The sequence below is a fragment of the Methylobacterium goesingense genome, assembly GCF_022179225.1.
In the GTDB taxonomy this organism is placed as follows: domain Bacteria; phylum Pseudomonadota; class Alphaproteobacteria; order Rhizobiales; family Beijerinckiaceae; genus Methylobacterium; species Methylobacterium goesingense.
Genome location: NZ_BPQL01000137.1, coordinates 1 through 12,892, shown reverse-complemented (window position 1 = coordinate 12,892; position 12,892 = coordinate 1). Strand labels below are relative to the sequence as shown.

The following is a 12,892-nucleotide window of genomic DNA, read 5'->3' as shown; positions in this document are numbered from 1 at the left end:
GCGCCCGCCTTCTTGGCGCAGGACCGTGACGCTGCGCAGGACCCGGATGGCGAGGGCGAGCAGCACCGCCCCCGAGACCAAGGACAGCACGGCCACGTTCGACCAGGCCCTGGCCAGGTCGGTCCCCCACCCCGCCACCAGGGTCCCATAGGTGAGGTGCACGGTGGCGACCCCGAGGCCGGTCGGGAGGCCGCCCGCCAGGGTACGCTGGACGCAGAGCAGGCTGGTCGGGCCGATCGGCGCGGCGATGGACAGGCCGAGGCTCGCGCCGGCGAGCAGGGCCGTTGTGATGACGCTCATGGCGCGACGAACGCGCCTAGTTGGCCTTGGCGCCGTCATCCTCGGAGCGCGCGCGCGAAGACCCGCCCGCCCGTGGGTCCACCGATGCGAGGTTCGCGTCCGAGCAACCGATCTGCGCCCGCTCCAGGGCCGACGAGGCCTGCGCGCAGGCGATGTCGGGCATATCGTTCAACTCGTCAGCCGGTGCAGCGGTGCAGCAGACAGCGACGATCGAGCAGGCAATCAGCAGTCTCATGGCGGGTTCCTCCAATTGAGGACAGTGTAGGGACGGCCCGGAAACCGGCATCCCTCGTCCGGCGGACGGTGACGTCATCGCGGTCTTGGGCGGCCGAGGCCGGGAGCGATCCGGACGAACCGGCGCGGGCGCCGGCCGAAAAGCACGGCCGTTTCAATGAGTTCCTACTTTGCGATCCAGGCCCGGGATGTCCCCGCCTTCATCGCATTTCGCACCGAGGTGGCGTCGCGCAAGCACCGGCAAGGCCCCACGCGCATCGGGCCCGCTATGCACATCCCCCGTTTGGAGGATGCCTCTGTCGATTTTGGACTGGTATTGGACTGACTACGATCAGCCAGTTCAGCTTGGGGCGGTCCGTGCACGAAGCTCTCATCGATCGGATCTACGAGGCTGCCGGCACGCCGGAACTCTGGCCCGACGTCCTCCAGTGCCTCGCGGACACGGCGAAGTCGGATGGCGGCGTGCTCACGGTGCTTCCCCCGGTCGGACGGCCCCGCTGGATCGTCTCTCCGACCCTCCAGAACCGGATACGGCAGCACACGGTGACGTCGTGGCGCGGCAACGAGCGCCTGGCACAGTGGCGCGCGCATGCCGAAGCGGGTTTCGTGCGCGATGTGGATCTGATGCCGGCCTTCCTCGACGCAGGGCGCTGCCAGGCCGAGGCGCGATCCTGGCAGGTGGGCACGACGATCCCACTGCCCAGCGGCGAGGTCGCGATCGTCACGGTCGAGCGCCATGCGGATGCGGGACCGCACGACGCCGGTCTCCTGCCGCGCTTGAACGCGTTGCGGCCCCACCTCGTCCGCGCCTGCCAGCTCAGCGCCCAGTTCGGCTCCGAGCGCGCGCGCGTCACCGCATCGGCGCTGAACCGGATCGGTCTCCCGGCCGCGATCCTGTCGGCGTCCGGGCGCGCGCTGACGATGAACGCCCGCCTCCAGGAACGGGACGAGGTCCTACCCAGCGGTCACAACGGCGGCGTCGTGTTCAAGAGTCTGACCAACGGCAAACTTCTGCAGGATGCGATCGGCAATGTCGTCCAGGGCCGCAGCCTCGCGCAGACCATGCCGGTGCGCACCTATGCGGGCCACCGCACGCACATCGCCCATATCCTCCGCTTCGACCGGCACGCCGACGACGTCTTCGACGAATCCGCCGTTCTCCTCGTCCTGGTGCAGGTGGGCGCGCGGGCGGCTCCGGATGACGCCCTCCTGCACCTCCTGTTCGACCTGACCCCGGCCGAGGCGCGCCTGCTCAAGGCCCTGGCCGGGGGCTTGCGCCTGCAATCCTACGCCGCAAGCGCCGGCGTGCAGACCAGCACGGTGCGCACCCAGCTCACGTCGATCTTCCACAAGACCGGCACCAAGCGGCAGGCGGAGCTACTCAGCATTATCGCCTCGCTCTCGATCTTCAGCGGGCAGCCGACGCATTGCTGAGATTCGCCGGGCGCAGGCGAGAGCCCGGCAGAGGAAGGAGCCGCGGTCAGGCCGGGGGCTCTTCCAGGAAGGCCTCAAGGGCACGCGCGCTCGGGAACGCATCCAAGGCCCCGAACCGGCAGGTAGCCAGCGCACCGCAGGCGGCCGCCTGTGTGAGAACGCTCTCCAGCGGCCTCCCGTCGAGCAGGCCTGCGATGAGGCCGGCCGCGAAGGCGTCGCCCGCACCCACGGTATCCACGGCCGCGACCGCGAAGGCCGGTTGCCGGAGGGGCGGCGAGCCCGGGCGGAACGCGACCGCACCCCGGACGCCCAGCGTCACGACGAGCAATTCGAGGCCACCGTCCAACAGGGCCGCGATGGCGGGCGTCGCGCTGCGTGCCTCTGCGATGCGGTCCGGATGACCAAGGCCGAGTTCGGCCGCCTCGACGGCGTTCAGGACGAGGATCGTCGTGTCGGCCAGAATCGCGGGGTCGAGGGCGCGAACGGGAGAGGGGTTGAGAAGGGTGCGGATGCCCCGAGCCCGCGACAGGGCGAAGGCCTCCCGGATGGGCGCATCCGGGGATTCGAAGGTCGCGGCGACGAGATCCGAGCCCTGCAGGCGCGGAGCGAAGTCCAAGACGTCCTCCGCCGTCAGGGCGAGGTTGGCGCCAAGGCAGACCGCGAGGCAGTTCTCGCCGGTCGGATCGATGAAGGCGACGCCGGCCCCCGTCGAGCCCGCATGGGGCACGAGCATGTCGGTGGAGAATCCGACCCGCGCGAAGGTCGACCGGACCACGGGAGAGAAGACATCCTCGCCGACGGAGAAGATCCCGTCCACGTCGAGGCCGAGGCGGTGCGCGGCCAGCGCGAGGTTGAAACCCTTCCCACCCGGCTCCGCGAGGAAGGCGGAACCTCCGAGGGACTCCCCGGCCTGCGGCAACCGTGCGACCTTCACCGAACAGGCGATCACGAAACTGCCTATGACGAAGACTCGCATGGAGCACCCCGGCCTGATCCGCTATGAATGTCTCGTACAGAAGGTCGATGAAACGTGCGCCGGAAAAATCGGACGGGACAAGGCGATGTCGAGCCGAATCTCACCGCCAGCGATCGCCCCTCGGTGCTGTCCCTCCTGCGGCTTCGGGACGATACCGCGATGCCCCTCTATCGCCAGATCGAGGGACAACTTCGCGACCTGATTCTGTCGGGCTCCCTGCCGCCGGGCGTCATCCTGCCAGCGGAACGACAGCTGGCCGACAGTCTCGGCGTCAGCCGCGTCACGGTCCAGCGCGCCTATGCGGAACTGAGCGAGGACGAGCTTCTCCTGCCGCGTGGTCGCTCCGGCTTCCTCGTGCGTCGCCGTCCGGAGCCGGTGCGGCCCGGCATGGACCGCCTCAAGGGCTTCACCGAGGAGATGCGGGAACTCGGTAAGGTGCCATCCTCGCGAATCCTGGAGCGCGCGGTTGCGGAGGACCGCTCGATCGCTTCGATCTTCGGCCTGCCGTCCACAGCCCCGTTCCTGAAGCTGACGCGGGTTCGCTCCGGCGACGGCGTGCCGATGTCGCGGGAGGTCGCGTGGTACAATATCCGGGCCGTGCCCGCCCTCGAAGGCGCCGACCTTTCGGGTTCGGTCTACGCTTTCCTGGCCCAGCACGAGACCGGCCGCCTCGTGCGCTGCGAGCAGACGGTGGAGGCGACCATGCCGACAGCGGCGGAATGCGAGATCTTCGCGTTCGAGAAGCCGCTGCCCTGCCTTCTGATCAAGCGGCACAGCTATAATCGGGACGCCGTCATGGTCGAGTATGTCGAGGGCCTGTTCCGGGGCGATGCCTATCGCTACCGGGTCGATCTGACCCGGTAGGTCGACGGGCCCACCCGGGTCACGCCATCACCGCAGAAGATTGGTCTTGGCCAAGTCGAGCACGGAATCCCCGCGCCCGCTCATCACGGCGCGCAGCACGTAGAGGCTGAAGCCCTTCACCTGCTTGCCGTCGATCTTCGGAGGCATCGAGAGTTCCTGCCGGGCGACCACGCAGTCGAGGAGGGCCGGCCCCGGATGGGCCATCACCTCGCGCACGCCCGCCTCCAGCTCGGCCGGATCCTCGACCCGGACGGCGTGGATCCCGGCGCCGCGCGCCATGGCGGCAAAGTCCGGGTTGTCGAGGGACACGCCCGTCTCGATGTAGCCGGCGGCCTTCATCTCCAACTCGACGAAGCCGAGGGTGCCGTTGTTGTAGACCACGATCTTGAGGGGCAGCTTGTGCTGCCGCAGGGTGAGAAGGTCGCCCATCAGCATGGCGAAACCGCCGTCGCCGGACAGCGAGACGACCTGCCGGTCGGGATAGGCCGATTGCGCCCCGATGCCTTGCGCCATGGCGTTGGCCATCGAGCCATGGACCCAGGAGCCGATGAGTCGGCGCCGGCCATTCATCTTGAGGTAGCGGGCCGCCCAGATCGTCGGGGTGCCGACATCGGCCGTGAACACCGCGTCATCGGTGGCCGCCTCGCTGACGAGCTTCGTCAGGTATTGCGGGTGAATCGGCTGCTTGGCCGATTTGAGACCGAACCAGCCCTTCGCCGGCGCGCCGGTCGCGAGGTCGTCGAGGTCCTCCCGCGCCTTGGCGTAGTGCTTCAAGGCGGCGTCGAGGTGCTTACGCTCGCGCTTAACGGTGAGCTTCGGCAACAGCGCCCGGAGGGTGTCGTCCACGTGGCCGACGAGGCCGAGATCGAGCTTGCACCGGCGCCCGAGCTGGCCGGGGCGGATGTCGACCTGAGCGACCTTCGCGTCCTGCGGGTAGAACTGCCGATAGGGAAAATCGGTGCCGAGCATCAGCAGCGTGTCGCAGGACATCATCGCGGCGTAGCCTGAGGAGAACCCGATCAGCCCCGTCATGCCGACGTCGTAGGGGTTGTCGTACTCGACCACATCCTTGCCGCCGAGCGCGTGGACGATCGGGCTCTTCAGAGCCTCGGCGAGCTGAAGCAGCTCGGCATGGGCCCCGGCGCAGCCGCGCCCGCACAGCAGGGTGATCCGCTCCGACCCGTTGAGGAGGTCGGCCAGCGCGTTCAGGTCGGTCTCGGTGGGGCGCACGACCGGCCTGGGCGGGATCAGCCCGGCATTGGGCGCCACGCCGCGGGACGGCGCATCCATCAGGGCGACGTCGCCGGGGATGATCACCACGGCGACGCCGGAGAGGCCGATCGCCGCCCGCATCGCGTTCTCGAGCACCTGCGGCAGTTGCGAGGCGTCGCCCACCATCTCGCAATAATGGCTGCACTCGCGGAACAGCTCCCCCGGATGCGTCTCCTGGAAGTAGCCCGAGCCGATCTCGGCGGTGGGAATGTGGGCCGCGATGGCCAGCACCGGGGTGCGGGTGCGGTGACAATCGTAGAGACCGTTGATGAGGTGGACGTGGCCGGGACCGCAGGAGCCGGCGCAAACCGCGAGCTTCCCGGAGAGCTGGCTGTCGGCCCCCGCCGCGAAGGCCGCCACCTCCTCGTGCCGGACATGCACCCAATCGATGGTGCCGCGCGCTCGAAGTGACTCGGTGAGGCCGTTCAGGCTGTCGCCGACGATGCCGTAGATGCGCTGGATGCCGGCCTGGTCGAGGGTGTCGACGATGAGGTCCGCGACGGTGACGATCTTCATGGGGCACGGGCTCCGGTTGTCACGAGCCGAACCTTCACCGTCGCGGGGAGTTCCACCGGGGCCGTGTCCCCGGCGCAAATCTGCCAAGCGGGGCGCACGCCGCGCGGGCGCTCCCGGGTCTTGCCCCTCAGCAGCTGAGGCGTCGACCTTCGTTGCGCCCGAACTTCCGGTAGTGGACGGCGGCCGAGGGCATCTGGCCATTCTCGACCGCGCGGCGGACATCGGGATTGCAGCGCAGATACTCACGCTCGTCGAATCCGTATTCCCGTCCACGATCGCGGCGCCCGCGACCGTCGTCGTCCGAGGCCCGGCGGCGGTCGTCGCGGTCGTCGTAGCGGGAGCCGCGCTCGCGATAGCCGTCGTCGCGCCCGTCGTAGCGGGAACCCCGGTCGCGGGAGCCGTAATCGCGGTCGCCGTAGGGCTGGGCGAGGGCCGGCCCCAACAGGGCGAGGCCGACCACCACCATTCCACCGAGCAGCTTCATGTCCCGTGTTCTCCGTGTTCGATGCGTTGGAACATCGCATGTACAGGTTTGGTTCGACAAATTCCTGCGTCCGATCACGTAGGGCCGCTCCGTGGTTCGCCCGCGCACGCGGCACGGAGCGATGGGCCGGCCTTGGCGCGAAGCGTGGCTGTGGCGGGGTCGCAACACCCCGAAAGCATCCAGACTTTGCCTTGGGAGCCCCCAGCCTCCGCCGCGATCCCGCCATAAACCGGGACCACCTCAGGAAGCGCGGTAAACGATAGTCCCCCCAACGATTTACCGCAGAGTTCAGACGCTTTCCGAGGTTCGGCTCCCGGGAGTCGCGCGCAAGCCCCACGGGGCACGCGCCGTCCCGTGCCCTCGGTCGCCCTGAAGTCAACCGAAGCGTATCAGGCCGGGGCGGCGAGATAGACGATGGACGCGCGTAAAACCGACAAGTCGAAGCTTCCGAGCCGCCATGTCACGGAGGGGCCCGAGCGCGCGCCCCACCGCTCGTATCTCTATGCCATGGGCCTGACGCGCGAGCAGATCCACCAGCCGCTGGTGGGCGTCGCCTCCTGCTGGAACGAGGCCGCCCCCTGCAACATCTCGCTGATGCGTCAGGCGCAGGCGGTGAAGAAGGGCGTCTCGGCCGCCAATGGGACTCCGCGCGAGTTCTGCACCATCACGGTCACCGACGGCATCGCCATGGGCCACGCCGGCATGCGCGCCTCGCTGCCCTCGCGCGAGGTCATCGCCGATTCCGTCGAGCTGACCATGCGCGGCCACGCCTACGACGCCCTCGTGGGACTAGCCGGCTGCGACAAGTCCCTGCCCGGCATGATGATGGCCATGGTGCGCCTCAACGTGCCGTCGATCTTCATCTACGGCGGCTCGATCCTGCCCGGCTCGTTCCGCGGCCGGCCGGTCACCGTGCAGGACCTGTTCGAGGCGGTGGGCAAGGTCGCCGTGGGTGACATGAGCCTCGACGATCTCGACGAGTTGGAGCAGGTCGCCTGCCCGTCGGCCGGGGCTTGCGGCGCGCAGTTCACCGCGAACACCATGGCCACCGTCTCCGAGGCCATGGGCCTCGCGCTGCCCTACTCGGCCGGCGCCCCGGCCCCCTACGAGATCCGCGACAAGTTCTGCATGACGGCGGGCGAAAAGGTGATGGAGCTCATCGCCAAGAACATCCGCCCGCGCGACATCGTCACCCGCAAGAGCCTGGAGAACGCGGCGGCCGCCGTCGCGGCCTCCGGTGGCTCCACCAACGCGGCCTTGCACCTGCCGGCGATCGCCCATGAATGCGGCATCAAGTTCGACCTGTTCGATGTCGCCCAGATCTTCAAGCGCACCCCCTACATCGCGGACCTGAAGCCGGGCGGACGCTACGTCGCCAAGGACATGTTCGAGGTCGGCGGCATCCCGCTCCTGATGAAGACGCTGCTCGACCACGGCTTCATGCACGGCGACTGCATGACGGTCACCGGCCGCACCATGGCGGAAAACATGGAGCGGGTGCACTGGAACCCGGACCAGGACGTCGTTCGCTCCGCCGCCACGCCCTTGACCCCCACCGGCGGCGTCGTCGGCCTGCGTGGCAATCTCGCCCCCGAGGGCGCCATCGTGAAGGTCGCGGGCATGTCGGAGGAGAAGCAGGTTTTCACCGGCCCGGCCCGGGTGTTCGACGGTGAGGAGGCCTGCTTCGAGGCGGTGCAGAAGCGCACCTACAAGGAAGGCGAGGTTCTGGTCATCCGCTACGAGGGCCCGAAGGGCGGCCCGGGGATGCGCGAGATGCTCTCCACCACGGCGGCGCTCTATGGCCAGGGCATGGGCGACAAGGTCGCGCTGATCACCGACGGGCGCTTCTCGGGCGCCACCCGCGGCTTCTGCGTCGGCCATGTCGGGCCCGAGGCGGCGGTCGGCGGCCCGATCGGCTTGATCCGGGACGGCGACGTCATCACCCTCGACGCGATCAAGGGCACCCTCGACGTGGCGGTCTCGGACGAGGAATTCGCCGCGCGCCGCGCCGCCTGGAGCCCGCGCACCAATTCGGCGACCTCCGGCTACCTCTGGAAGTATCAGCAGACCGTCGGTCCGGCGGTGAACGGCGCGGTGACCCATCCGGGCGGCGCCGAGGAGACGCACACCTATGCGGACATCTAGGACAGCCCACGGCCGCGCCATGCGGCCGGCGCGGGCCGCCCGGGATCGGCCGCTGGCGCGCCTGGGCCGGCGGCTCGCTGCGGCGGCCGGGCTCGTGATGCTGATGGGTACCCTGCCGGCGGCGGCCCTCGATGCCACCGCCCGGACTCCGGTGCCCAGCGGCAGCTACCGCAATGCCCGCGAGGCCTTGCGGATGGGCGTGCGCGACTACAATGCGGGCGACAAGGAAGGCGCCGCCCGCGCCCTCGAATACGCGGCCGACCAGGGTCATGCCCTGGCGCTGTGGAAGCTCGGCCGCATGTATGCCGAGGGCGACGGCGTTCCGCACGACGACCTCAAGGCTTTCGAGTTCTTCTCGCGCATCGCCGACGACACCACGGACGACGGGCCGGACGCCCAGAACTCGGGCGTGGTGGCCAGCGCCTTCACGGCTTTGGGCACCTATTTCCTCGACGGGATCAAGGGCACCTACGTGCGCCCGAATCCCGAGCGCGCCTACGACATGTTCAACTACGCAGCCTCGTATTTCGGGGATCCGAACGCGCAGTACAACCTCGGCCGGCTCTACCTCGACGGCACCGGCGTCGACACCGACGCGCGTCAGGCCGCACGCTGGTTCAACCTCGCCGCCGAGAAGGGCCATGCCCCCGCCCAGGCTTTGCTTGGCCAGATGCTGGTCAACGGACAGGGCGTACCGGCTCAGCGGGCCCGTGGCCTGATGTGGCTGTCCCTCGCCCGGGAGGCCGCACAGGGTCGCAAGGACGAGTGGATCATCGCCCTGTTCGACAAGGCCTGGGCGGCCGCGAACGAGGACGACCGCGCCGCCGCGATGGCGCAGGCCTCGCAGGCCACGACCCAGGTCACCGGCTCCGCACGCCGGCGCCGCTGACGCGCCCGCGGTGGCGATCGCGCCGGTCGCGTGGCTTAAACCCTCTCGTCCTGACGGCGAGGCTTCGCCCCTGCGCCTCCTGTCCACGGCAATCGGCTGAAAGCGGCATCGTCCTTCGACGCGCACGAGGATGCGAGCGCACGCAGAACGACCAAACAGCTCAGATTGCGTGCGATAAATTCGCGTCTGCAAATTTTTATTTCCGGCACAATACTTGATTAGTAATTCTGAAATGTTGCACGCCTTAAAGCGCTTCTGCGTGAAATCCTCTATAACTTGATGTACCATTACTTTTAATGTGTAGAGGCATTTTTCAGTGAACTGCCTCTCCGATCACAAGCAAGGGATACCGGTCGCCGGGCCCTGGCATGTAAAGCTCCGCCTCTGTACGGATAGGCAAATCAACACGCCTCGCTGCGCGTCGCCATCTGTTTCCTCGCACAGGTCCAGTCGCGTCGGATACGGTATTCGGGAGCCGACTCAATTTCTGGTCCTGTGTTCACTGATTCGTTGCCGGATTCTCCTGCGGATTTACCGGTACATCCGGCATCGCCGATCCGGCTTATTCAACCCAATCCGCCACGCCTGAGCACGATGACGCAGGACCTCGAGGCGATCGAAGCCTCCGGGCGCTTCAGCAACTATGGGCCCGTGAACACGCGGCTCGAGCAGGCATTGGTCCAAGACCTGTTCGGGGGAAACGGTGCCTGCGTCACTGTGTGCAACGCCACCCTTGGCCTGATACTGGCGATCCGCCAGTCCATCGATGCGTCGCGGATGCCGGCGGCGCGGCACGCGCCGGCCTACGCGCTCATGCCGGCCTTCACCTTCGCGGCCACGGCGCACGCGGCCCTTTGGTGTGGGCTGACGCCGCTCCTCTGCGATATCGACCCGAAATCCTGGATCGCCTGCCCGGAGGCGGAGCGCGCCCTGGTTGAGCGCTACGGCGAAGCCATCGCGGTGATCGTTCCTTGTACCACCTTCGGATGCCCCATCGATCGCCCGCACTACGAGCGTCTGGCGGCCTCGATCGGAGCCGCCATCGTCGTCGATGCGGCGGCGGCGGTGGGTACGCGAGACATGGACGGGCTGAGCGTGGGCACGGGCTGGCGCGCACCGAGCGTGTTCTCGATGCACGCGACCAAGCCCTTCGCCACCCTCGAGGGCGGGTTCGTCTACTCGGCCGACCTGGATTGCATCGAGGGTCTGCGCGCCATGGCCAATTTTGGTTTCGACGGCGCACGCTCGGCGATCATGCCTGGCCTCAATGCCAAGATGAACGAGGTGACGGCCGCCATGGGCCTGGCCCGGATCGAGGCGATGCCGGAGATCCTGCTTCATCGCGAGACGCTCGCGCAGGCCTATCGCGCGCTGCTGCCCGAACTGGCGTTCCAGGAGTGTCACGCCGTATCCCAGGCGCATGTCTTCCTGCCGGCCCTGTTGCCGCGCTCGGTGCCTGGCGGACGTGCCGCGGTGCTCCGCCGTGCCGCGCAGGCGGGCATCGAACTCGGGACGTATTACGCACCGCATCTGGGTGACCAACCCTATTTCCGGGAAACCTGCCTTCGGGGCGATCTGCCGATCACCGCCGATGTCAGCGCGCGGATCGTCTCCCTGCCCCTGCACGAGGGGCTAGCGCTGCAGGATGTCCGTCGCGTCGCGAACCTGATCAAGGAAGCCTGCCTGTGAGCACCACGCCGAACGCTCCGGAAACGGTGGCGCTCTACGATGCTTTCGCGGCGGATTACGACCGGCGCTTCGACTCGGAACCCCTGCGACGGATCTACGAGCAGCTGGGCTGGGAACGCGTCGCCGCGCTATTGCCGCCCGAGCCCGATGGCATCGTGGATGTCGGCTGCGGGACGGGCCGCACCGTGGAGCGTCTCCTGTCCCTCGGCCATAGCGTCACGGGGATCGAACCCTCAGGGGCGATGCAAGAGGTGCTGAAGGCCAAGCTCACGGGCCGGGCCAGTTTCACCCTGCTGCCGCAGACCATGGAGGCGGCGGAAATCGAGCCGGGCCGGGCCGGGGCCGTGCTGGCGATGGGATCGCTACAATACGCGCCCGATCCCGACGCGATGATGCGGCGGTTCGTCGAATGGGTCAGACCCGGGGGCCTCGTCTGCGTGATGGTGGATTCCAGCATCGCCCTGACCTTCGAGCTGCTCCGCCTCGACCGGCCCGACGAGGCGGTGCTGCGCCTCGAGGAACAGCGCGGCGTCTTCACCTATGCGGGCCGCCGCTCCGGCCTTCACCTTTTCGATGCAGATCAGATCCGCGGCGTCCTGAACCGCGCCGGCCTCGTCCACATCGATGCCTGCGGCATCCTCATCTCGGTGAGCGCCCTGGGGCGCGGCCCGTGCGAAGAGGCGATCCGCGCCGACGAAGCGGCCTTCCTGGCCACCGAGCGGCGTCTGCAAACCTTCCCGGCCCTCGCGAACGCGGGCAAGCACCTCCTGGCCTGGGGCTACAGGCCGAAGGGCTGATACCCGTCAGGTCAGCCGATCCCAGACCCCGCGCAGGCGCGAGCGGTGCGACGCACTGGGGGTGTCGCTCATCGACCCGGCGAGGGCATGGTGCAGGGGGCTGACACCCGGCGATAGCCCCTTCTCGAGCCGGTATAACTCCGGATCGAAATCGACGCAGGGAAAGCGCCCGCGCTTCTCTCCGACGCGGATGTAATCGAAGAGCGGGTTCACGCCCTTGGGGATTTCGCCGGCATAGGTCGTCAGGTACCAAGCCGAATCGAACAAAGGATTGGGACGGCGGGCCTCCTGCCAGCCGAACGCGCAGTAATGCGTCAGCGGATCGAGTGTGGAGGTCGCGACATCCGGGTTCTTCTCCGCGTAGTAACCCGCATCGAACAGCTGCGAGGCGGCGATAACGCCCATCTCCTCCGGAAAACTCAGCTCGCCGTCGGTCTCGTCCGAGGCATGGAGCCCCGGCACCCGGCGGGCATAGGCCCGGATGGCCCTGAGATCGGCCTCCGTCTGCGCGCGGTTGCGTAGGTAATGCGCCCCGTGTCGCGCTTCGATATCTTCGGATTGCAGGCCGCCGGCCAGGGATTCGTTTCGGGCGCAGACGTAATCCAGTCCGAGGCTCTTGTAGTGCAGCAGTTTCACCTGCCGCTGCGGCTCGTGGACGATGTGCCCCGTCGGCGCGGCCGCATGCCGACCGTTGTAATAGTTGATCTCCACCACCGCCCGGGGATCGAAGATGGCCGGCTTGTCGTAGGCCGTTTCCCGGGCGCCGCGCACGACGTGCTGCCACAGTGGACGCGGATCGGTGGGAAACGCCTCGGCGATCATGTTGTAGCCGAGCGCCGTGATGAAGGTGACGCCGACATAACGCGAGCGCGCGAGGTAGCCGCGCAGGTCGGGATGGTGGAGATGTTCGTCCATCTCAGCGGTGACGATCCACTCGGCCTCGCCCCGCGAGCGGGTCCAGGCCGAATTCATCAGTGCGTTGTAGGTGTCCATGAAGGAGCCACCTTGAGTCTTGACATCGGCAACGACGATTCTGTCATCGCCACTCAGCAATCGGAGGCTTTTATCCGTCGAGCCATTGTCGAAAACATAAATTTTGTCCACGATCGGGAGATAATGAGCGAGAAAGTAAGGAATCATAGCCTCTTCATTCAAACACATACAGTAGAGATGAATGGCCATTGACTCGAAACTCCAGAAATCTCCGATTCGTGATCAGGCGTATAGAGGACCGTTCATGAGCCGGGCAATCGGGGTCAAGAACGGATACACCGCCCGCTTCCATCGAAGCC

General features: G+C 67.7%; 11 protein-coding genes and 1 pseudogene. 6 read left to right on the top strand and 6 right to left on the bottom strand.

Annotated elements, in window-relative coordinates:
* A pseudogene (locus MFF30_RS20695) lies at window positions 1-300 on the bottom strand (permease); the annotation flags it as partial.
* A gap of 16 nt (window positions 301-316) precedes the next feature.
* The gene (locus MFF30_RS20690) at window positions 317-535 is read right to left on the bottom strand and encodes a hypothetical protein (protein ID WP_238281767.1); all 219 of its coding nucleotides are present in this window, start codon (window positions 533-535) and stop codon (window positions 317-319) included.
* 356 nt (window positions 536-891) lie between these two features.
* Between MFF30_RS20690 and MFF30_RS20685 the strand changes: the two genes are divergently transcribed.
* Entirely contained in the window at window positions 892-1,968 is a 1,077-nt protein-coding gene (locus MFF30_RS20685) for a helix-turn-helix transcriptional regulator (RefSeq protein WP_238281765.1), read from the top strand.
* A 46-nt stretch (window positions 1,969-2,014) separates the two neighbouring features.
* On the opposite strand, the gene MFF30_RS20680 is transcribed toward MFF30_RS20685, so the two are convergent.
* Window positions 2,015-2,944: a ribokinase gene (locus MFF30_RS20680; protein WP_238281763.1), complete on the bottom strand. Its 930-nt coding sequence runs from the start codon at window positions 2,942-2,944 to the stop codon at window positions 2,015-2,017.
* A 159-nt stretch (window positions 2,945-3,103) separates the two neighbouring features.
* Between MFF30_RS20680 and MFF30_RS20675 the strand changes: the two genes are divergently transcribed.
* Window positions 3,104-3,808, top strand: a complete 705-nt coding sequence (locus tag MFF30_RS20675; RefSeq protein WP_238281769.1) for a GntR family transcriptional regulator — start codon at window positions 3,104-3,106, stop codon at window positions 3,806-3,808.
* A gap of 27 nt (window positions 3,809-3,835) precedes the next feature.
* Here the strand turns inward: MFF30_RS20675 and poxB are convergent, their stop codons facing one another.
* Complete coding sequence (poxB, locus tag MFF30_RS20670) at window positions 3,836-5,596, bottom strand: ubiquinone-dependent pyruvate dehydrogenase (protein WP_238281760.1); 1,761 nt, start codon at window positions 5,594-5,596, stop codon at window positions 3,836-3,838.
* A gap of 127 nt (window positions 5,597-5,723) precedes the next feature.
* Window positions 5,724-6,080, bottom strand: a complete 357-nt coding sequence (locus MFF30_RS20665) for a hypothetical protein (protein ID WP_238281758.1) — start codon at window positions 6,078-6,080, stop codon at window positions 5,724-5,726.
* A 414-nt stretch (window positions 6,081-6,494) separates the two neighbouring features.
* Between MFF30_RS20665 and ilvD the strand changes: the two genes are divergently transcribed.
* The 4 genes from ilvD (at window position 6,495) to MFF30_RS20645 (ending at window position 11,600) form a co-directional block, all read left to right on the top strand.
* Window positions 6,495-8,225, top strand: a complete 1,731-nt coding sequence (gene ilvD / locus MFF30_RS20660; protein WP_238281756.1) for a dihydroxy-acid dehydratase — start codon at window positions 6,495-6,497, stop codon at window positions 8,223-8,225.
* Entirely contained in the window at window positions 8,212-9,114 is a 903-nt protein-coding gene (locus tag MFF30_RS20655; protein ID WP_238281754.1) for a tetratricopeptide repeat protein, read from the top strand. The genes ilvD and MFF30_RS20655 overlap by 14 nt, the downstream gene beginning before the upstream one ends.
* 495 nt (window positions 9,115-9,609) lie before the next feature.
* Window positions 9,610-10,803 carry a DegT/DnrJ/EryC1/StrS family aminotransferase gene (locus tag MFF30_RS20650; RefSeq protein ID WP_238281752.1) on the top strand — a complete coding sequence of 398 codons (1,194 nt, stop codon included), beginning with the start codon at window positions 9,610-9,612 and terminating at the stop codon, window positions 10,801-10,803.
* Window positions 10,800-11,600 carry a class I SAM-dependent methyltransferase gene (locus MFF30_RS20645; RefSeq protein WP_238281749.1) on the top strand — a complete coding sequence of 267 codons (801 nt, stop codon included), beginning with the start codon at window positions 10,800-10,802 and terminating at the stop codon, window positions 11,598-11,600. The genes MFF30_RS20650 and MFF30_RS20645 overlap by 4 nt, the downstream gene beginning before the upstream one ends.
* Window positions 11,601-11,606: 6 nt before the next feature.
* Here MFF30_RS20645 and MFF30_RS20640 read toward each other — a convergent pair whose 3' ends face one another.
* Window positions 11,607-12,782, bottom strand: coding sequence for a glycosyltransferase family 2 protein (locus tag MFF30_RS20640; protein ID WP_238281747.1), 1,176 nt, complete (start codon window positions 12,780-12,782; stop codon window positions 11,607-11,609).
* Window positions 12,783-12,892 lie beyond the last annotated feature (110 nt).